Annotated in this window: 17 protein-coding genes; 9 read left to right on the top strand and 8 right to left on the bottom strand. The window is 43.4% G+C overall.

What is annotated here, in order from left to right:
• Positions 1–34: 34 nt before the first annotated feature.
• Together lysA and B3O12_RS11465 are read right to left on the bottom strand one after the other, a co-directional pair.
• Positions 35–1,267, bottom strand: a complete 1,233-nt coding sequence (gene lysA / locus B3O12_RS11470) for a diaminopimelate decarboxylase (RefSeq protein WP_189629197.1) — start codon at positions 1,265–1,267, stop codon at positions 35–37.
• A gap of 93 nt (positions 1,268–1,360) precedes the next feature.
• Positions 1,361–2,365, bottom strand: coding sequence for a T9SS type A sorting domain-containing protein (locus B3O12_RS11465; protein ID WP_286742451.1), 1,005 nt, complete (start codon positions 2,363–2,365; stop codon positions 1,361–1,363).
• Positions 2,366–2,491: 126 nt separating this feature from the next.
• Between B3O12_RS11465 and B3O12_RS11460 the strand changes: the two genes are divergently transcribed.
• The 3 genes from B3O12_RS11460 (at position 2,492) to B3O12_RS11450 (ending at position 5,642) form a co-directional block, all read left to right on the top strand.
• Complete coding sequence (locus tag B3O12_RS11460; RefSeq protein WP_286756377.1) at positions 2,492–4,081, top strand: sensor histidine kinase; 1,590 nt, start codon at positions 2,492–2,494, stop codon at positions 4,079–4,081.
• The gene (locus B3O12_RS11455) at positions 4,074–4,781 is read left to right on the top strand and encodes a response regulator transcription factor (RefSeq protein WP_189629194.1); all 708 of its coding nucleotides are present in this window, start codon (positions 4,074–4,076) and stop codon (positions 4,779–4,781) included. The genes B3O12_RS11460 and B3O12_RS11455 overlap by 8 nt, the downstream gene beginning before the upstream one ends.
• 138 nt (positions 4,782–4,919) lie before the next feature.
• The gene (locus B3O12_RS11450; RefSeq protein WP_189629193.1) at positions 4,920–5,642 is read left to right on the top strand and encodes a HisA/HisF-related TIM barrel protein; all 723 of its coding nucleotides are present in this window, start codon (positions 4,920–4,922) and stop codon (positions 5,640–5,642) included.
• A gap of 21 nt (positions 5,643–5,663) precedes the next feature.
• Here B3O12_RS11450 and B3O12_RS11445 read toward each other — a convergent pair whose 3' ends face one another.
• Both B3O12_RS11445 and B3O12_RS11440 read right to left on the bottom strand, forming a co-directional pair.
• The gene (locus B3O12_RS11445; protein ID WP_286756375.1) at positions 5,664–8,042 is read right to left on the bottom strand and encodes a TonB-dependent receptor; all 2,379 of its coding nucleotides are present in this window, start codon (positions 8,040–8,042) and stop codon (positions 5,664–5,666) included.
• A gap of 82 nt (positions 8,043–8,124) precedes the next feature.
• On the bottom strand, positions 8,125–8,487 hold the full coding sequence (locus tag B3O12_RS11440) for a hypothetical protein (protein ID WP_189629191.1): 363 nt from the start codon (positions 8,485–8,487) through the stop codon (positions 8,125–8,127).
• Positions 8,488–8,602: 115 nt separating this feature from the next.
• On the opposite strand from B3O12_RS11440, the gene B3O12_RS11435 reads away from it, so the two are divergent.
• The gene (locus B3O12_RS11435; RefSeq protein WP_286756374.1) at positions 8,603–8,941 is read left to right on the top strand and encodes a tRNA-binding protein; all 339 of its coding nucleotides are present in this window, start codon (positions 8,603–8,605) and stop codon (positions 8,939–8,941) included.
• 11 nt (positions 8,942–8,952) lie between these two features.
• Positions 8,953–11,379: a bifunctional UDP-N-acetylmuramoyl-tripeptide:D-alanyl-D-alanine ligase/alanine racemase gene (locus tag B3O12_RS11430; RefSeq protein WP_286756373.1), complete on the top strand. Its 2,427-nt coding sequence runs from the start codon at positions 8,953–8,955 to the stop codon at positions 11,377–11,379.
• Here the strand turns inward: B3O12_RS11430 and B3O12_RS11425 are convergent, their stop codons facing one another.
• A complete protein-coding gene (locus B3O12_RS11425; RefSeq protein ID WP_286742437.1) occupies positions 11,380–11,535 on the bottom strand; it encodes a hypothetical protein in 156 nt (51 codons plus the stop codon).
• A gap of 42 nt (positions 11,536–11,577) precedes the next feature.
• On the opposite strand from B3O12_RS11425, the gene B3O12_RS11420 reads away from it, so the two are divergent.
• The 3 genes from B3O12_RS11420 (at position 11,578) to feoB (ending at position 15,312) form a co-directional block, all read left to right on the top strand.
• Positions 11,578–12,903, top strand: a complete 1,326-nt coding sequence (locus tag B3O12_RS11420; RefSeq protein ID WP_286756372.1) for an HTTM domain-containing protein — start codon at positions 11,578–11,580, stop codon at positions 12,901–12,903.
• 70 nt (positions 12,904–12,973) lie between these two features.
• Positions 12,974–13,195, top strand: a complete 222-nt coding sequence (locus B3O12_RS11415) for a FeoA family protein (protein ID WP_229838535.1) — start codon at positions 12,974–12,976, stop codon at positions 13,193–13,195.
• Positions 13,196–13,200: 5 nt separating this feature from the next.
• Positions 13,201–15,312, top strand: a complete 2,112-nt coding sequence (gene feoB, locus B3O12_RS11410; RefSeq protein ID WP_286742432.1) for a ferrous iron transport protein B — start codon at positions 13,201–13,203, stop codon at positions 15,310–15,312.
• Positions 15,313–15,403: 91 nt separating this feature from the next.
• On the opposite strand, the gene B3O12_RS11405 is transcribed toward feoB, so the two are convergent.
• From B3O12_RS11405 to B3O12_RS11395, 3 genes are read right to left on the bottom strand one after another with little or no spacing between them, the layout of a single operon-like run.
• Positions 15,404–16,876 (bottom strand): carboxypeptidase-like regulatory domain-containing protein, encoded by a 1,473-nt coding sequence (locus B3O12_RS11405; protein WP_189629186.1) that lies wholly within the window; start codon positions 16,874–16,876, stop codon positions 15,404–15,406.
• 8 nt (positions 16,877–16,884) lie between these two features.
• Entirely contained in the window at positions 16,885–17,874 is a 990-nt protein-coding gene (locus B3O12_RS11400; RefSeq protein WP_286742429.1) for a FecR family protein, read from the bottom strand.
• A gap of 47 nt (positions 17,875–17,921) precedes the next feature.
• Positions 17,922–18,494 (bottom strand): RNA polymerase sigma-70 factor, encoded by a 573-nt coding sequence (locus B3O12_RS11395; RefSeq protein WP_189629184.1) that lies wholly within the window; start codon positions 18,492–18,494, stop codon positions 17,922–17,924.
• A 134-nt stretch (positions 18,495–18,628) separates the two neighbouring features.
• On the opposite strand from B3O12_RS11395, the gene B3O12_RS11390 reads away from it, so the two are divergent.
• A complete protein-coding gene (locus B3O12_RS11390; protein WP_286742424.1) occupies positions 18,629–20,431 on the top strand; it encodes a MutS-related protein in 1,803 nt (600 codons plus the stop codon).
• Positions 20,432–20,468 lie beyond the last annotated feature (37 nt).

The raw sequence follows: 20,468 nt of genomic DNA, 5'->3' as shown, positions 1-20,468 counted from the left end.
GCAAGTCGAAAAACCGACTTCTGAAGCCCTGAAATTAGATATCTATCTCTACCTGATTTCGCAGAATATCATCGAAGGTTTCTCTTTGCCTAATCAGGTGGGCCTTGCCGTTATACACCAGTACTTCGGCCGGTCTCAGGCGTGAATTATAGTTAGAAGCCATGCTAAAGCCATAGGCTCCGGCATTCTTAAAGGCCAGAATATCTCCTTCTTTTACTTCACTCAATTTTCTGTCTAAACCAAAAGTATCGGTCTCGCAAATGTAGCCAACCACAGTGTATACACGTTTTGTGCCAGAGGTGTTCGAAATGTTTACAATCTCATGGTAGGCATCGTACATCATGGGGCGGATGAGGTGGTTTAATCCTGAATCTACGCCCGCAAAAACTGTGGCGGGAGTTGTTTTAACCACATTGGTCCGCACCAGAAAAACACCGGCCTCGCTTACCAGAAATTTACCGGGCTCAAACCACATTTCGAGTTTTTTACCATAGGTCTCGCAAAACTGCACAAAAGCCGAAGACAGCTTTGCCCCCACTTCCTCTATGTCGGTTGTAATATCTCCTTCTTTGTAGGCTACTTTAAAACCGCTACCAAAGTCTATAAACCGAAGGGCATCGAAGTTTTTGGCCGCATCGAAAAGAATTTCGGCTCCTCTTAGAAACACCTCCGCGTCTAAAATATCGGAACCTGTATGCATGTGCAGCCCTACCACATCGATGTTGTAGGTAGAAACCACCTTGAGAATGTGAGCTATTTGGTAGATAGATATACCGAATTTGGAATCGGCATGTCCCGTACTGATTTTCTTGTTGCCTCCGGCCATTATATGAGGATTGAGGCGAATGCAAACGGGAACGGTATTATGGTACTTGTTTCCGAATTGCTCAAGAAGCGAGATATTGTCGAGGTTTATCATCACCCCCAGTTCTACCGCTTGCTGGATCTCTTCAAACGAAACACAGTTTGGGGTATATAATATTTGCTCAGGGCTAAAACCTGCTTTTAAACCCAATTTTACTTCTTGAACCGATACACAGTCTAACTCAGAACCATAGCTCTTCAATAGCTTAAGTATGGAAATATTAGTAAGCGATTTACAGGCATATTTAATTCGGAGGTCTACCTGAGGAAAAGCTCCGGAAAGACGATCGAACTGCGATTTTATCTTGGCCGCATCATACACATATACGGGTGTGCCAAACTCTTCAGCAAGAGACTCTAAGTCAATCCCTTGAATATTGTATCGGCCATTCACTAATTCCATAATTTTCTAATTGAGCGCCAAATATAGAGCCATAAAATAAAAAGAGGAAGCTTGACCGGCTTCCTCTTCGAAATACTCAACTAAAACTAAAATTTACTCGATTACCACTCGCTTGGTAAGCGCTTTGTCGTTTTGAATCAATTTCATAACGTAAATGCCTTTGCCTTCGTGCGTTAGGTCTACGTTGAATTTATATTCTCCGGCCTGCGGACGGCCGACTCTGTTAAAGACTTCATTGCCATTGTCGTCTACAATTATCACCTGAATGGGGGAATCGGCTTTCGTTTTTAGTTCAACATCGAAGCGGCCATCGCTTGGATTGGGGTAGAAACTAATGTCCCTCAACTCCAGTGCTTCCATGTTTTCGGTTCCTACCACTTTTTTATCTTCTTCACTAGCCGACTTCACCATTACTTTGGCTCGTGTAATTACTCTTACGTCATCATCGTCATGGCTAAAGCCCCAAGCTCCAAAAGAATCATCTTCCCAATCGCCAAAATCGAAATCGAAATGAAAGTTTTTAAACTTGTCTTTCATAACCTCTTTTAGCGAGTCCATATCGGTAATTTCCTTCCCGTTGAAGAAAAACCGGCCATTGTCATTTTTAAAACTAAAGCGCTGCACCAATGAGTCCATATTCATGAAGTCATCATCATCGAACCCAAAAGCAAAACCTCTGTGGCCGAACTGCTCCATCATTTCTCTCATTCGCTCTTCCATTTCTCTAAAAGGAGCCATGGAGAAATCATCATCGTTCCAAAAACCCTGAGCCGGTCCATTGTGGAAAAAGAATTGAGGTTTGCCCATGCTTCCGGTAAAGCCTAATGCATTTTTATTAATGCCGTATTTTTCCAAATCGGGGTCGTTGTGCATGGCCTCATAAGAATCATATGTCTTTTCAAAAGTAGTTTCATCATCGCCCCTCTTTTGCACTACTTTCAGCTTAATTTTTCCCTCTTCGGTAGTAGATATTGAAACAGACTGGCTCTCTTTTATCTGTTCATTCTGAGCCTGCACTGCCTGATTGCAGCCCACAACCAGCAACAGGGCAAACATACCCAGCAGTAACTTTAAATGGTGGAAAATTGACCTTTTCATAGTTTCTTGTTTTGACTATGCTAAATTACTGGGCAGAGCTGCAAAACGTTGTTAAAGGCCGGTTAAACGATGTTAATAATTGTTAAGCAGCACTTTAGGCCTGTTATTTAGCCGTAATTTAGTCGCGTGACTCAGAGAAAGATTCGTTGGTTGATTGGTTTGTTGAGTGTAGCACTGCTTGGGCTCATAGGGTTCCAGTTTTACTGGATCAATGAGGTAAGTGCAGTGAATAAGGAGCGTTTTACCAAAGCGGTTAACGATGCGCTCAACGAAGTGACCTACAAACTGGCCATACAAAACGACTATAATTTTCTGCAGCGCGATGCCAATCGCATAATGCCTATTCAGCAAAACCGATTGGAAGCTCTGAGAGACACCCTTAACAGATTTGCCAACAACAACGCCTATGAGCGGGCTGGCAATGCCCAGGTTCAAAACATAGAAGAGGTGTTTAACAGCATGTTACAGGTTGAGGTAAACGAACAAGCGGGCGAAATTCTTTTTTCTTTCAATTTTAATGCTTTTGTAAACCAACCTCCCATGGGCTATGGACCCATGCCTCCTACTGATAATAGCCAGCGTTTGCTCATGGAACGCCAAATGAACCAGCGCATGGACATGCTCAAACAGAGTTGGCTGGAACATCTAATGGGAAGCAACAATCTTTTTGAGCGTGTAAACCCTGCCGACTTGGACACTCTGCTGCGCAGGGAACTAACCAACCGTGGTATTGACCTGGAGTATAACTATGGCATTATAGACCGCGCCAAAGACGAGCTTAAGCTCTTGAATGCCAATGTTAAAGAAGATGCCGAAAGCATAAAATCTTCTCCTTTAAAGGCCAATCTGTTCCCCATGGATCTGGAGGTGAAAGACTATTTTCTGGCCATTGATTTTCCTAACGAACGCAACTACCTTTTAAAACAGGCCCTCTTGCCGCTTTCGGCCTCAGGCCTACTCATGTTTATTGTGGTAGGCTGTTTTGCCTATGCCATTATGGTAATACTGCGGCAAAAGAAGCTTTCGGATATCAAGAACGACTTCATTAATAATATGACCCATGAGTTTAAAACTCCTATTGCAACAGTGTCTTTGGCCACAGAAGCTTTGCAAGATGATGATATTAAAAGCAACAAGGCCATTATTGACCGTTATGTACAGGTAATCCGAGATGAGAATAAGCGCCTGGGAATGCAGGTTGAAAAGGTACTTCAAATTGCCAGCCTGGATAAAAAAGACTTTAGGCTCAAATTTGAGCTTTCAGATGTTCACGACATTATAGAAAAGGCCTTGGTGAACATTACCATATTGGTAGAAAAAAGGGGAGGTACCATAACCAGCCAATTACTCGCTTCCAATTCAGTGATTGAGGCGGACAGGGTGCACCTCACCAACATAATTTATAACCTGTTGGACAATGCCAATAAGTACTCGCCAGATGCTCCGGAAATTCACATTCGCACAGAAAGTATTTCTACAGGAGTGATCATTAAAATATCTGACAAAGGAATTGGCATGTCTAAGGAGGCCACTCAGAAAATATTCGACAAGTTTTATCGTGTATCTACAGGAAACGTTCACGATGTAAAGGGCTTTGGGTTAGGCCTTTCGTATGTCAAAAACATTGTAGATATGCACCAGGGTTCAGTAAGTGTAAAGAGTGAACCCGGAAAAGGAAGCACATTCAAAGTATTTTTACCGTTTGCTCATGGCTAGTTTTAAAATTTTGCTGGTTGAAGACGACCCCAATCTGGGGCAGATTCTCAACGAATATCTTACCCTAAAAGGGTACGAAACCAAACTTTGCAGAGATGGAGAAGAAGGTCTCTCAACGTTTAAAAAAGAGGCCTTCGATTTGTGCCTTTTCGATATTATGCTGCCCAAAAAAGATGGCTTTTCTATGGCTAAGGAAATACGGAAAAATGATTCGGTAACCCCTATTATTTTTCTCACGGCCAAATCAATGAAAGAAGATACAATCGAAGGGTTCAAAATTGGGGCCGATGATTACATTACCAAGCCTTTCAGCATGGAAGAATTGCTATTGCGAATTCAGGCAATTTTGAGAAGAACAGCAGAAAAGAACCCTCAAATTTCTGATCAGAAGGAGTTTCACTTTGGCTCATTCCACTTCGACTATGATAAGCAACTGCTCATGCATGGAAATGACCAAACCAAACTTACCTCTAAAGAATCGGAGCTTCTAAGACTACTTTGCCTTCACTTAAACCAGCCGTTGGACCGAAGTACGGCACTAAAAATAATATGGCGAGACGACTCCTACTTTAATGCCCGAAGCATGGACGTATATATTGCCAAATTGCGAAAGCACCTAAAGGCAGACCCTTCTGTACAGATCATGACACTGCACGGCTCTGGATTCAAACTCATTACCAATGCCCAATTAACCAACTGATTCATAGCATAAAGCTTGCAGGAAGCTGTATTTTTTACTAGTTTATTCAACCGGCTTTTAATAAATAATTAAAGTTGGGCTTCATTTTTCTGGTTAAAAAATTACTAGTTTTAGCCGCTTTTAAAGTGCTCAATAACCATGATTCAGATTATACCATCAATATCTATAATAAACGGAAAGCTTACCCGATTAAAGCAGGGCGATTATTCAAGAGAAACTGTGTATCAGGATAGCCCTGTAGATATTGCAAAACAATTTGAAGATTATGGCATCCAGAAAATTCATATTGTAGACCTTGATGGCGCACGCCAGGGCTCTCCTATTAACTACCACATACTGCAAATGATTGCGGGCTATACCGACCTGAAGGTAGATTTCAGTGGGGGTATAAGAACTGACGGTGACATTTCGAAAGCCTACGAACACGGAGCTACCTCAGTAACCGCCTCTTCAGTTGCTATAAACAAGCGAGAGTTGTTTTCTTCATGGCTTATGTCTTATGGCCGCGAGAAAATTACACTTGGAGCCGATGCCAAAGATGGTAAAATAACCATCAGGGGCTGGCAAACAGCAACCAATACCGATGTAGAAGAGCATATAGACTACTTCTACATGAGGGGTATTAAATACGTGAAGTGTTCTGACGTGAACAAAGACGGTATTGAAGAGGGGCCTAACTTTGACCTTTACAAACATCTGGTTAAAACCTTCCCTAACGTACACCTCTTAGCCAGTGGTGGGGTTCGCTCTGTAGATGACATCAAGAAACTGGAAGATATTGGAGTGAAAGGCGTTATTTTCGGAAGGGCATACTACGAGGGCAACCTGACGCTCAAAGACATTGAAAGCCTGCTGAAGTAGGCTTTTTCTTTTGGTTCTAACTCAAAACTCGTAATTCAACCGCAGGGTAATGTTGCGCCCCATCTCAGCCGAATAGTACCTGAACCGGTTCAAATAATCTCTATATTCCACATTAAAAAGATTGGTAACCGCCAGGTTGACGCGAAGCGCTGAGTTTCTAAGCCTTTTCTCCAAACCTGCTTCCAGGTTTACAAGGGTATACGCTCCGGGTACATCCAGAATATCGAAAACCGATTGATCTGACGCAAACAAGTCCGAATCGCTTTCATTAGCCTCCAAAATTTCAGCAATTGAAACCACTCGGGGTGCATTTCTCTGTCTATCTGTAAAGGCCAGTTCAAAGCCTATATGAGAAGACTCAAAGCCCTTTAAATTAAGAGCGTACTCCAAAGCAGTTGATACGGAATTGGCCGGAATATTTATAAGTGGCGATCGCAGGCGCTGGTCTTGAGCATAAATAACGGAGAGTTTGCTTTTGTTCTCCAGCCGGTCACTAATTTTATAGCTAACATCTGCATCTATTCCCGTAAGAAGCGCATCGGTTTGCCTGTATCGAAACACAGGGAAAGCACCACGTATGGTCAGAGCCACATCTTCTGGCCTTAGATAAATATAGTCTGTAATCAGGTTGATATATCCTGAAAAATTAAAAGCGAGCTTCTCCGTATTCTTTTCCAGACTGGTTATCCATTTTACTGATTTTTCACTCTCAAGTTCGGGATTCCCTTCTTCTACAGCCGCGGCACCATGATGAAGCCCCTCGCTATATAGTTCGTTGACATGAGGTGCTCTCCAGGCTGTGCCAATGTTGGTTCTTAGCTGAAGATTATTGGAAAGGAAAAACAGTGCTCCCACTGAGCCTGTGAGGTTGCTAAAATCGAACTCCGGCTTTAACAGATTGTTGTTTCGATCGAACCGTTTGATGAGGTAATGTCTAAAGTCATACCTTGCCCCGGCTTCTAATTCGTAGTTGGTTTGAATGAACCGCGAGATTACATGTGCTCCGGCAGTCCAGTTTTCAAAATCCGGAATAAGTGGTCTAATCCCTGTTTCAGGATCATTTTCATTGTTCTGATACATAAAACTTGCTCCCACATCCCATTTCCAGCTTCCCTGAGGCAACATATCAAAGTCCAGATCGATGGTATGCGTATATAAATCGAGCGCAAGGGCCGGAATTGTAGAACGCCCAGCCCTACGAATATCGAACTCCTCTCTTCTATTAATTTGTAACCCATATTGAGCTGATAGTTCACCAATATTCTCGAGGGTCATATGCCCATTGGCCTTAAGCAACTGATGATTTACTGCCTGATAAGGGTTATTTATCGTATAACTGAAATCCTCCGCAAAAAGAGGCCTATCTCGTCCTATGGCCCGCTCAAGATCGGTGAGATTGCCAATGTGAGCGCTCCTCAAAATGCCAATTTCAGCATCGAAACTGCTATAGAATAGCTCTGCCCCCAAAGCATCGGTATGATACCCTGCACCAAGCGAAAAATTTCTTTCAAGGGTTCCCGTATTAGTAAGTCTGTATTGAGGTGCGCTGGCATCGCCAGCCCGTTTGTAAGTACCCTGAAAACGCCACCCAAAACCTCTGAGCCCTTTCAGCCCTCCTTCAACAAGCATAGAGCCAGCATACATTCCGTTATTGCTCGCACCAACCATACTTGCCTTTCCTGACAATCCTTCGCTTCGGGGCAGCTCGGCCGGATTAACAAGAATAACTCCTCCAATGGCATCGGAACCATATTTAACAGCCGCTGCTCCTTTTATCAACCTCAGGTTATTTGCCACAAACGGGTCGATTTCAGGAGCGTGTTCCTGCCCCCACTGCTGTCCCTCCTGGCGGATACCGTTGTTAAGAATTAGTATTCGGTTGCTGTGCAACCCATGAATTACCGGCTTGGCAATGGTGGGACCCGATTGCAACATATTCACTCCTGATAGGCCTGAAAGGCTTTTACCCAACGACTCTCCTCCTAATTTCTCAAGAGCCTTCGCGTTTACTTCCGCCCGGGCAATTGTAGCTACCTCTTCAACCCCCTCTTCTATCACCAGTACCTCTTCTAGTTCATGCACATTCTCCTGAAGCAATACTTCAATGGTATTACCTCCCGAACTTAGGGTCAATGTATCGGAGTAAGTCTGGAAACCAACGAATCGTACAGTAAGAATAACCTCTGAAGAACACAGGCCTGAAAAATTAAAGCTACCGTTGCTTGTAGATACTTGTGAGAGTTCTGTGTTGCCTTTGAGTAAGACCGTAGCAAACGGTATAGTTTCATCGGTTATAGCGGCCTTTACTTTCCCCTTGAGTGAATAGGAGCAATTCTCCTGAGCCATAAGGGCCAATGCAGATAAAAAGAAGATCAGACTATAAAGCGACCGCTGAATCATGCGGCAAAGGTATACAGCATTGCAACACTATTGCAAAAACAAAGAAAGTAATTACTTGAATGGTTGGTAAAAGAAAAGAAGTCTAGTTATCGACCTGTTTGAACTTATAGATCAGGTAGTAGATGATGTTAAAGGAAACCTCTTGTTTATTTTCCTTTGGTTTTACCTGTCCCTCAGGAGTTGTTTTATCGCCAGTATTCACTTTATTCACGGGCTGGGGTTTCGTCTTTCTCAATTCGTTGGAAGGAATATTGAAAGGTGTAGTGACTGGCTCAGATACAGATTCTTGTTCTCCCCGTTCCATAGTGCTTAAAGAATCTACGGGAGACACTTGTACATTTTCGGTTTTATCTACTGAACCTCCCTCTTCCTGAGCCAAAGCAGCCTGGTTGAGGAAAGCAATTCCTAGTAAACAGAGAGTAAAAACTGATATCTTTTGAGCCATACTTTAAATACTGGACGCCTAAATTAATCAAAAATTGTAACTAGCTTAACGTTAGGCAAATAATTTTGTTTATCGAATTACACCAATTGTCAAACCTTTTTTGTTTGTAAGTCATATGAACCTTATTGAATGGCACGATTTTGAGAAAGTGGAAATACGTGTAGGTACTGTTATTTCGGCCGAAATAAACGATTCGGCTCGTAAAAAGGCCTATAAACTGGTCGTAGATTTTGGAGAAGAAATCGGTCATAAAAAGACGAGCGCACAGATTACGGAACGATACACTCCAGAAGAATTAATTGGTAGACAAGTGCTGGCGGTGGTTAACTTTCCTCCCAAGCAAATTGGAAAAATGATCTCTGAAGTTTTAGTTACCGGCTTTCCTGACTCGGATGGAAATGTAGTACTTTGTGGTCCTGACGTACCTGTTCCTAACGGGGCAAAACTCTTTTAAACCTGTAGCCATTGGAAATAGATCAACTGGTAGCAATCACTGGTGGCACGTTGTTGTCTAAAACCACAACCCCCACTTTCGAAACCATTTGTTTTGACAGTCGGCAGGCCACTTTTAGAGAGACCGAGCTATTTGTAGCCTTAAGAGGGCAGCATACCAACGGACATCAGTTTATTTCGGGTCTGGCAGCACAAGGCACCCGGCACTTTCTGGTCGATGAAGAAGTGGAACTGCCAGATCATGCCAATGTGGTACGGGTTGAATCTTGTCTCCGAGCCCTTCAACAACTCGCCATTTACCAAAGAAGTGCCTTTAAGCAAACGGTAATTGGTATAACAGGCAGCAACGGCAAAACCATTGTCAAAGAATGGCTTACCGCCATATTGGCACCAACCCAATATACACTGTCCAATCCTAAAAGTTATAACTCTCAGTTGGGCGTAGCACTCTCCGTGTGGCCACTCTCCAATCGGTTTGACCTGGGCATTTTTGAAGCAGGTATTTCTAAACCCGGAGAAATGGATAGCCTGGAACTCATGATTGCTCCTACCCTCGGTATTTTCACCAACATTGGGCCTGCTCATGAGGAGAATTTCAATTCTATAGGAGAAAAAATTCGTGAAAAGCTCAAACTCTTTAAAAGGAGTAATGTATTGATCTATGAGGCTGATCAGCAAGAACTTGCTGCAGTAATCGACAAAGTGTTTGCCGGGCATAAACTGGCGTGGTCCAGAAAAGGTCGGGCCGAGATTGAAGTAAGTCATAGTCCGGGTCAATTGTCAGTTCAATGGAATGGACAGCGGCTAACCTTTAGCACGTCCATTACAGATGAAGCCTCCATGCAAAACCTTACACACTGTATAATTGCTGCGCTCTATTGCCAAACCCCCTTGCGTAAAATTCAGGAAGGGCTTGACAAGATAAAGCCCGTGAAAATGCGTCTGGAACTAAAACGCGGTGTAAGGGGCAATCAGATTATTGACGACACCTATAACAACGATCTGGCAGGCTTGGGTAAAGCCTTAAGTTTTATGGAGCAGCAACACATGTTCCACAAAAAGGCACTAATTCTTTCAGACTTCATACAGTCCAACATTGGGAAGGCCGACCTGGAAAGTCTCAATGAGCTTCTAATGGCCAAGGGAATTGAAAAACTGTTTGCCGTTGGCCCTCAGCTAAAGGAGGCACATAGAGCCTTTCGTATGGAAGCAAGGTTTTACAACAACACTGAAGCACTTCTGGAGTCGGACGACCTGGAAGACCTGAAAGATCATCTCATCTTGATCAAGGGGGCTCGTCAGTTTGCATTGGAAAGAGTATCTCGAGTGCTCACAGAGAAAGTGCACCACACAGTTCTCGAAATTAATCTGGATGCCATTCGGCACAATCTTAACTTTTACCGTTCGCTACTAAAGCCTCGCACCAAAATCATGGCGGTAATTAAGGCATTTGCCTATGGGTCGGGCAGCAGTGAAGTGGCGCGTCTTCTGGAATACAATAAGGTAGACTACCTGGCGGTGGCTTATGCCGATGAGGGTATAGCTTTGCGCAAAGACGGCATCAAAAGTCCTATAATGGTAATGAATCCCAATGTGGACGATGCGTTCAATATGATAAGGTATAAGCTGGAACCTGAAATATATTCATTGTCCCTGCTTCGTGAGTTTCATGAGGCCTACAATGCTTTTCAAAAAGAACTAGAGGTTCACCTCATTCTAAACACCGGAATGAATCGCCTGGGCTTTAACCAAACCGACCTGGAAAGTCTGAAAGAATATCTGCGCTATAATCCGGGCATTCGGGTAAACAGCATATTCTCTCATTTGGCCGCCTCCGATGAAGATGAGCACAACCATTTTACCCTGACACAGATTGAAAGTTTCAAGCAAATGGCCTCTGAGCTGTCAGCGCTTTTGAACTACAAACCGCTTTGGCATATTCTCAACTCAGGGGGTATTACACGTTTTCCTGAGCATCAGCTCGATATGGTTCGACTTGGCATTGGATTACACGGGGTGGAGGTTAATCATAAATACCAAAACCACCTGCAACGCCCTGCAGTATTAAAAACTATAATCTCACAAATAAGAAAGGTGAAAGCCGGTGAAACCATAGGCTATGGCAGGCAAGGCAAAGCTGAAAAAGACATGGTTGTTGCAGTAATTGCCATAGGTTATGCTGATGGCTATTTGAGAGCCTTTAGCCAGGGCAAGGCTTTTGTTTGCATTAAGGGACAACCAGCCCCCACTATAGGCAATGTATGCATGGACATGACCATGATTGACGTGACGGCCATAGAAGCTAAAGAAGGAGACGAGGTGATTGTGTTTGGAAACGAACCTACCGTGAGCCAACTAGCCGAATGGGCACACACCATCCCTTACGAAATACTGACCAACGTGAGTAGCCGTGTAAAGCGTGTGTTCTATTCGGAATAACTAGCCCCCGCAGCCTATATTCTTTTTCAGATCCCTATCCTTAGGCAACCCACCAAAATCCAGAGAGTCATCATCGGCAGTATAGTGCTTTACCTTACTTTCCTTCTCTTTTTCTTTTAGCTTTTTGCTCAAAGCCTTCATTTTACTTTTAGCCATACCACTTTAACCTTAACTTGACTTCAATAATTCAACTTAGCATTGAACTGGCTAAAATCACAATTTCAACCTGTAGATAATTCACCGCTTATTCTATTCAGAATTTGTTTTGGAGCGCTGGTCTTTTTAGAGTGCTTTGGAGCTACACTTACCGGATGGGTAAAGAGAGCCCTCATAGAGCCTGAATTTAATTTTACATTAATAGGCATGGAATGGCTGCAACCTCCTGACGGACCGTGGATGTACGTTTATTTTTATGCCATGTCCGTTTGTGGCCTGATGATTATGTTTGGCTACTACTATCGAATGGGGGTAGGACTCTTTACGATTCTTTGGACTTTGGTGTATTGGATGCAAAAATCGCATTACAACAACCACTATTACCTCCTTATACTCCTGAGCCTGTTCATGCTTATAGTGCCGGCTCATGCCTATGCTTCAAGAGATGCAAAACGGTGGAATTCGGTAGTATCTACCACATGCCCCAGGTGGTGCATTACCATTTTTGTTGTTCAATTGTGGATAGTCTTCACTTTTGCAGCTGCTCATAAGCTGTATCCTGGTTGGCTCAACGGAGACTTCATAGCCATGAATTTTCTTGGCAAAAGAAACCGCTGGTTAATTGGCCCCTGGCTTCAAAAAGACTGGCTTCAGCAATTGGTAATTTATGGTGGTATTTTGTTCGATGCCTGTATTGTTTACTTGTTGCTCTGGAAAAAGACCCGAAAAGCAGCATTTGTACTAGCCATCGTTTTTAACTTATTCAACTCCCTAGTGTTCCACATTGGCATTTTTCCCTACCTCATGATCGCCCTCATGGTCTTCTTCTTTGAGCCGGAAACCATAAGACGCATCTTCTTTAAAAAGAAGCCTATTATCACCACAGAGAAAAGTCTTCCATCGCTCACTCCCAGTTGCATTGGCCTGGTGGCCCTTTTTGTAGTCTACTTTGCGCATCAACTTTACCTACCTGTTAGACACCATCTGTACAAAGGCGATGTGTTCTACACTGAAGAAGGGCATCGGCTTGCCTGGCGCATGATGCTCCGTTATAAATCAGGCTATACCAACTATACTGTGTACTCTCCTCAGGCCGACTCGAGTTGGATAGTTAACCCTAAACAACACCTTACCACCCAGCAGTCGGCCTCTTTGCCCGGGCATCCGGACATGATATGGCAGTTTGCACGCTACTTGCATAAAAAATACGAGAAGGAGGGTTTTGGCGATGTTGAAATAAGAGCCGAAGCTTTTGTGAGCCTAAACAAAGAACCGCTCGTTCGGCTTATTGATCCGGAGGTAGATCTGGCCAAAATGCCCTGGCAACCACTTAAACATTCCGAATGGATTTTAAGCCCTGACAAATAGTATTAAAGGTTTTGTTAAACCGTTTTTCGCAGCTAACTTGCCACTCTTTATAATTAATCTAAATAAAGTCTTGAGAAACGTTACCCATTTAAAACTTCATGAAAAAGCCGTTATCAAAGGTTTTACTGATGAGGTACTATCGGTAAAGCTGATGGAAATGGGCTGTTTGCCGGGCACTGAAATCTCGTTGGAACTAACTGCCCCCTGGGGTGGTCCAATAGCTATTGGTGTGGCCGGGTATCAACTTTCACTAAGACGAACAGAAGCCTCAAGTATATTGATTGAAGGCTAGCAAACATGGCAGCTAAGAAAGACCTGAAAATAGCGCTTGTTGGAAATCCAAACTCTGGAAAAACTACCCTTTTCAATTTGCTGACTGGTCTCAAGCAAAAAACAGGAAACTTCCCGGGCGTTACAGTAGACAAAAAATCGGGCATTCTCAAACTGCCTGATGGCAGAATTGCCGAACTCACCGACCTTCCCGGCACTTACAGTATTTACCCGAAAACACTTGATGAACAGATTGTTCAGGAGGTTCTACTCGATCAGGATCATCCACAGCATCCGGATGTCATCATTGTTGTGGCCGATGCCTCTAACTTAAAAAGGAACCTACTGCTCTTTACCCAAATCAGGGATCTGAATATTCCGTGTGTGCTGGTATTAAACATGATGGACCTTGCCGAAAGACGCAAGCTAAAGTTTGACCTCCGCTCATTGGCCATTGATTTAGGGGTGAAAATAGTGCCTACCAATTCAAGATCGGGAGTGGGCATAGAAACACTCAAGAACGTACTCGTTCAAGAACTAAAAACACCCAAAAAACCCTTTTATCCCGTTAAAGACCTAGCCGAACAAACCATTGAGGAAATTAAAAGTGTTTTTAATCTCAATGAAGACTACAGAGCCTACCAGTATGCTCAGCAAAATGTACGGCTCAGCTTTCTTACCGAGGCACAACGCGAAGAAATTGAGGAAATTAAGCGCAATAATGGCTTTTATGACGTGCCCACACAGTCGCAAGAGGTTCTTGGTCGCTATGCCCTCATATCAGAAATTGTAGATAGAAATATTAAAACTGAGCAGGCCAATGAACTTAGCCTAACTCAGCGTATCGATAAGATAGTTACACACAAGGTATTCGGTTACGCAATTTTCGCTGCCATTCTACTGCTCATTTTTCAGGCCATTTTTGCCTGGGCAGAGTGGCCTATGGCTCTTATTGAAACCTCCATGGCCGACTTGTCTACATGGGTAAAAGAAGCCCTGCCGGCCGGAGTTATTAACGACCTCATTACGGATGGAATTATTGCCGGGCTTGCCGGAGTAGTTGTGTTCATCCCTCAAATAGCCCTGTTGTTCGGATTTATTTCGCTCTTAGAAGAGTCGGGCTATATGTCTCGGGCTGTATTTCTAATGGATCGGATAATGAGAAGCTTTGGCCTTAACGGAAAAAGTGTTGTTCCGTTGGTCTCCGGCATGGCCTGTGCCATTCCGGCCATTATGGCCACACGAAACATTGAAAGCTGGAAAGATCGACTCATTACCATCTTTGTTACGCCCTTTATGAGTTGTTCGGCCAGACTGCCGGTATACACATTACTCATAGCCCTTGTAGTACCGCAAAAAGATGTTCTCGGGTTCATAAATTTGCAAGGACTTGTGCTCACCTCTCTGTACCTGCTTGGCTTGCTAGCCGCCATACTTTCGGCATGGGTTATGAAATTCATTCTGAAATCTAGAGAGCGCAGTTACTTTATTATGGAACTGCCGGGCTATAAGCTCCCTAAATGGAAAAACGTAGGCCTTACGATTTATGAAAAATCTACCACCTTTGTTTTTGAGGCCGGAAAGGTAATTGTGGCCATCTCAATCATTCTGTGGGTATTAGCATCGTACGGGCCAGGAGAACGATTTAATAATGCAGAAGAGTTTGTGCTTCGTGAACTTCCTGAATCGGCTACGGAAGAGGAGTTCGAAAACGCCCTGAGTGCCTATAAGCTTGAGCACTCTTATGCCGGAAGGTTCGGAAAACTGATAGAGCCTGCCATAAAACCTCTTGGCTATGACTGGAAGATTGGCATAGCGCTTATCACTTCTTTTGCCGCCAGAGAAGTCTTTGTAGGTACCATTTCAACTATTTACAGTATTGGAGCCGATGAGGAAGACGAGCTCACTATAAAAGAAAAACTCGCCAAAGAGATTAATCCCAGAACCGGTGAAAAAATGTACACTCCGGCACTTGGCTTTAGCCTAATGGTATTTTATGCCTTCGCCATGCAGTGCATGAGTACGCTGGCCGTGGTGTATAGAGAAACCAAAGGGTGGAAATGGCCACTTATTCAAACCATATACATGAGTGCGGTGGCCTACCTGGCTGCACTGGCCACTTACAATATATTCAGCTAGTTGATGTTTAGGCTCTGCAAAGTACCTCATTAATAAATCAATGCGTTGGCTATAATTAGTCAGGCATCAATTAATTAGTAGGCATTCGCCATTAATTGGGGCGGTAGTTGAGCGGAAGCCAGTCAGAAAATGCTCCCCATCGCCACCAACCACCAAAAGTAACATCCCTTGGCCTCAAAAACTGACCGGGAAAGCCAATTGGAGTTTCATGATTATTGAAAAAGATAATGGACTTTTGAAAAAGCTCTACATCTTCCAGATCCATTCCAAATACCTGGTAACTGGTTAGGCTTTGTCCGTTCGAAAACTCAATAGAGGTGCGGGCTTTTTTGTCTGTGTACTTGTAGTTTCCGCTTTTACTGGAACTACGGTAGAGTTTTTTATACTCATCGTCTTCATATTCTCCGGTATAAGTCACTTCAATATCTTGCCGGGCCTTTAATGTGTATAGGTATTCTTTGTCTGTTTTTTCTACCTGAATAATCTCACTCACCGGAGCCGGATTAAGGGGGGTGGTATACTCTGAAGTGACAGAGTCGTAGTTTATGACATTGATCTTAAAACCTTCCTGGTCCAGCTTTCCCGTAATTAGGGCATTGAGGAAATGCTGCACAGAACCCTTATAGGCTTTCTCCCGGGCTTCTTCCCAGTTGCGATATTGCCTGCGCGACTTAGGCTCCAGCTCCTTAAACTGAGCTTTGCCAATGTTCATCTTCAAACCATTTTCAAACCTGAACTCTTCGAGCAAATAACTAACCCTAAACCCAAGGGCCCTATTTTCGACAAAAAGCATGTCTTCGGCAGTCACTCGGTAGTTATCCAAACTGTCGAGTATTTCAAACTCCAAAACTTCGGGATTAACAATCACACAACTTTTGGCGTTTTCAGACTTTCCCAAAAACTCTTCTTCGAATCGTTTGAAGAGTCTGCGCGCCTCACGGGTCTTTCGCCTTCGCGCTTTGCCTATTACCTGTATACTTTCCAGAGCAATTGGGTCTATCTTCATTTCAATAATGAACCTACGATCTTCAACCTCCTGCTTGTAATTAAAAGGAATAGATTTTGACTCATAGCCCACATAAGACACCACAAGGTTAAACCCGATATCAGGTATATTCTCAATCACAAAATTGCCATCTAAATCAGTAGCCACCCCTAGGGTACTGTTATCGATAAACACATTGGCAAAGGGCAATGGCTCCTGAGTTTCAACATCAACCACCTTTCCCTGAATTTTTCGTTCGCTATAAATGCGTTTGAGAATAATTATTGTGCCTTGTACTTCGCGGTAATACAAGTTCCCCTTTGAAAGCAAATCGTCTAACAAGAGCCTCAAAGAAACGTTCTCATACCTTTCTGTAATGCGGGTATCTCGCGGAATAATATTGCTGTTATAGGAAAAGCTGAGGCTTACCTCCCGGTTGAGTTGCCGTAGGGCATTGGGAAGTGACACATCATCGAACTCAATAGAAAGCTTGTGGTCAAGAACAGAATTCTGATTGTCTTGAGCAGTAATTTTAATAGCAACGAATAAAAGTAGGGAAACAATGATGTTTCGATGCATGTACCAATTTAATGAGTACAGCCAACACCATCTAATTTTATACGATTTTCTTTAACTCTGGAAATAGTCATAGAGGGGAAGGTGGCTTCTAGTATTTCAAGCGCTTCATCCAACGACTTATCTTTTACATTTTGAGAAATCCGGCAATCGCGAATATCTTCTGCCACTTCTATTTTCACCCAATAGGTTTTTTCAAGGTCTCTGGCCACTTCGCTCATGCGTGCGTTTTCAAAAATAAGCTCTCTTGTCCACCAGGCCGCGTAGTTTTTATTCCGCACCTTGTCCCGAACCATTTTTGTTCCATCGGCCGAAAGCACGGCTTTTTCTCCGGCTTCTAATACCTGCTCTTCTCCTTTGGCTTTCTTAGATCTAAAGCCCACTTTTCCGGAAGATACATTGACCTCTACCGCTTCTGCCTCATAGGCTCTAACTTCAAAGCTGGTACCCAAAACTTCTACCTCACTGTTTTCGGTAGAAATAACAAAAGGCAACGATTCATTCCTCACCACATCAAAATTAGCTGCACCGGTGAGAGAAATATTCCTGTTGGTTTTGCCAAAATCTTCATCGTATGTTACAGTAGAAAAAGCATTGAGCTTCACCGAGGTGCCATCGGGCAAGGTAAGCTCTTTAATTTCGCCCGATGAAGCCACTGTAGCCAATTGTTCGGCAGTGGTTTTTTGGGCAATGTTCTGCCAGCCTATATAGCCAAGAGCGGCAATAAACACTATGCTTGCGGCAATTTTTAAGAAAGAGAATCGGCCCTTTTCTGCAACCAACGATCGCTGCTTAGTGGTTTGCTGAGCCACTTTCTCCCAGGCCTGTCGGGTGTTTAAATTCAAGGAAGGTTGATTGGTACGACCAGAAATCTCCCAGGCAGCAATGGTTTTTTGCACCTCATTGCTGAGTTGTTCATCAAGAAGCAATTGCTCTTCAAATTTGCTTCTTTCTTCGGCTCCCATCTCATCAGCCAAGTATTTGGCTATCAACTCTTCCATTGTATTTTGTATCTACAATAATCTGACAATTTTAGGCACGCTTACCCCTACATTAAAGTTATAATTGGTAAAAAAAACATCAGGTAGTCACTTAAACTATCCCTCAGTATCCTTAGTGCCTTACCCATGTGCACTTCAACCGTTTTTTTCGAAATCCCTAATTCTTCTGCAATTTCGTGATATTTAAGCCCTTCTTCCCTGCTCATACGGAAAACCCGCTGACACTGTGGAGGAAGACTTTCCAGCGCATCGTCAATTCGCTTTTGCAATTCAAAATCGGGTTGATGGCTCACAAAGTTTCTTCTCACCTCCTCAATACGTTCTTGCTTACTGGCTACGTGCCGAGCCACTACCTTCTTGTGCTTAATGTAATTAAGAGCAGTATTGTAGGCTGCTCTAAACAAGTAGGAACGAAAGCTGATGTCCGAACGAATCATCTCCCGCTTCTCCCAAAGATTAACAAATGTTGCCTGCACAATTTCCTCGGCAGTATCCTGGTCTCTAACAATGCGCATTACGTACCTGCAAGTAGGTTCGTAGTATTCTTTGAAAAGATTTTCGAAGGCTGACTTATCTCCCTTTGAAAAGGATTCTAACAACTTACTTTCGCTTGTGGACACTCTTGGTAGTTTCTCGTTGGGGTTGAATTTATAAAGTTTTTACTAATTGCAAGCTGAAAGTGCTTAGTAAGCCAATCAGGCTTCAACTTAGCCATTACTTTATACGTAACTCCAAGTCTAAAACACAAAATACGTTGAAAGAAACACCGCAAACTGTTTTTCAGAACAGGCTAGAAAAGTTTCAGAGCAGGCAACAACTCATTAAAAAGAAAGCATCGACCTACTCTTGGTTAAGAATCGGCAGTTTTATACTCTATTTGATTGGCTTTGTGTACCTGGCTGATCGGGGCCATGCAGAGGTAATGGTATATATAAGCCTTGCTTTTGTAGTTCTCTACCTCTATCTCCTAAAAAAGCACGAAGGGCTGAAAAGAGAATTGCGGCTACTCGACAATCTGGTTGATATAAATTCGGACGAACTGAGCCGAATGCGTTTTGAGTTTTCACATCTGGACGATGGTGCTATATTCTTTGAACCCAACCATCCATACCACATCGATCTGGATATTTTCGGTCGTCACTCGTTGTATCAGCTTATCAATCGAACCTCTTCGGTTTATGGAAGCAAAACACTGGCAGGCTGGCTAAGCACACACGCCACTTCTAAAACCATAAACAACCGGCAGGTGGCTATTCAGGAATTAGCTCCCGCCATAGACCTTCGTCAGCAATTTCAGGCGGAGGGCTTGTCAGAAAAACTACCGGAGGCTGCTCAGGTACAGCAGCTAATCAACTGGCTTAACACCGAGCAGCAGCGTTCTAACTTTGGTCTGTACAAAGTGCTGTTGCCGGTACTGGCCACAGCCACATTGGCCTCCATTGTAGTCAGCGCAGCCGGCCTTGTGTCCATAGGGCTACCTGCCCTTCTCATTTTTGTGAATATTGCGGTTTTGGGTACTGTGTTTCGTCAACTCCTCGATATTACCAGACAAACGGAAAACGGTTATCGGTCATTGCGATCACTAAAAGAACAAATAGCACTCATTGAAAGCCATAGCTTTAATAGCCCGTTACTTAGTCAACTTAAACATGACCTAACCGGAAACAACCAAAGGGCTTCCAAAACCCTGCGTGAATTGTCGAACATTCTGGACAACCTGCAAAACCGCTCCAATCTGCTTTATTTGCTCTTTAACCTTACTTTACTGCTAGACATATACTGGTACCTTAAAATAAGCCGTTGGAAAAAAGAGAATAAGGCCAACCTCGAATCCTGGTTTAGCATAATTGGTGAGTTTGACGCTCTTATGAGCATGGCTGCTTTTGGCTATGCTAACCCCGACTATTGCTTCCCTGTACTTTCTAAAGAAGCCTGTACCATTAAAGCGACCGACCTGGGACACCCGCTCATTAACCCGGGCAAGCGAGTGAGTAATAACTTTGAATTTACCGGTCGCGGGGGAATTTGCCTAATTACAGGCTCTAACATGAGTGGAAAAAGTACCTTTTTAAGAACTGTTGGCCTAAATAGTGTTTTGGCTTTGGCCGGTGCACCAGTATGCGCCAAAGCCATGGAAATTGGCGAGCTAAAGGTGTTTACAAGCATGCGCACCCAAGACGATCTGGAAGAAAGTGTTTCTTCATTTTATGCCGAACTGAAAAGGTTGAAGCAACTATTGGGTCAAATTGATGATGACAGACCCACTCTTTTTATGATCGATGAAGTATTGAAGGGTACCAATTCAGACGACCGTCACAGAGGTGCAACAGCTCTTATCAAACAATTGAACAGGCAAAATGCCTTTGGTTTTGTTTCTACTCACGACATTGTATTGGGCAACATGACCAACGAACTCCAAGGGGTAAAAAACTATAGCTTTAACAGCACCATTTCGGGCAACCAAATACACTTTGACTACAGGCTGACTCCGGGCATTTGCAAAAGTTTTAATGCGACCAAACTAATGCAGCTTATGGGTATTGAGGTAGATGCTTAAAACAGTCTTTGCTTTGGGTTGAATTACTTATTTTTGG

The sequence above is a fragment of the Roseivirga sp. UBA838 genome (assembly GCF_002296035.1).
GTDB lineage: Bacteria > Bacteroidota > Bacteroidia > Cytophagales > Cyclobacteriaceae > Roseivirga > Roseivirga thermotolerans.
Note: the sequence above shows the minus strand (reverse complement) of the source record. Positions and strands in the feature narration are given on the sequence as shown.

Coding starts and splice junctions, on each gene's coding strand:
- lysA (WP_189629197.1), bottom strand. CDS start 1,267: ATGGAATTAGTGAATGGCCGATACAATATTCAAGGGATTGACTTAGAG.
- B3O12_RS11465 (WP_286742451.1), bottom strand. CDS start 2,365: ATGAAAAGGTCAATTTTCCACCATTTAAAGTTACTGCTGGGTATGTTT.
- B3O12_RS11455 (WP_189629194.1), top strand. CDS start 4,074: ATGGCTAGTTTTAAAATTTTGCTGGTTGAAGACGACCCCAATCTGGGG.
- B3O12_RS11450 (WP_189629193.1), top strand. CDS start 4,920: ATGATTCAGATTATACCATCAATATCTATAATAAACGGAAAGCTTACC.
- B3O12_RS11445 (WP_286756375.1), bottom strand. CDS start 8,042: ATGATTCAGCGGTCGCTTTATAGTCTGATCTTCTTTTTATCTGCATTG.
- B3O12_RS11440 (WP_189629191.1), bottom strand. CDS start 8,487: ATGGCTCAAAAGATATCAGTTTTTACTCTCTGTTTACTAGGAATTGCT.
- B3O12_RS11435 (WP_286756374.1), top strand. CDS start 8,603: ATGAACCTTATTGAATGGCACGATTTTGAGAAAGTGGAAATACGTGTA.
- B3O12_RS11425 (WP_286742437.1), bottom strand. CDS start 11,535: ATGGCTAAAAGTAAAATGAAGGCTTTGAGCAAAAAGCTAAAAGAAAAA.
- feoB (WP_286742432.1), top strand. CDS start 13,201: ATGGCAGCTAAGAAAGACCTGAAAATAGCGCTTGTTGGAAATCCAAAC.
- B3O12_RS11405 (WP_189629186.1), bottom strand. CDS start 16,876: ATGCATCGAAACATCATTGTTTCCCTACTTTTATTCGTTGCTATTAAA.
- B3O12_RS11400 (WP_286742429.1), bottom strand. CDS start 17,874: ATGGAAGAGTTGATAGCCAAATACTTGGCTGATGAGATGGGAGCCGAA.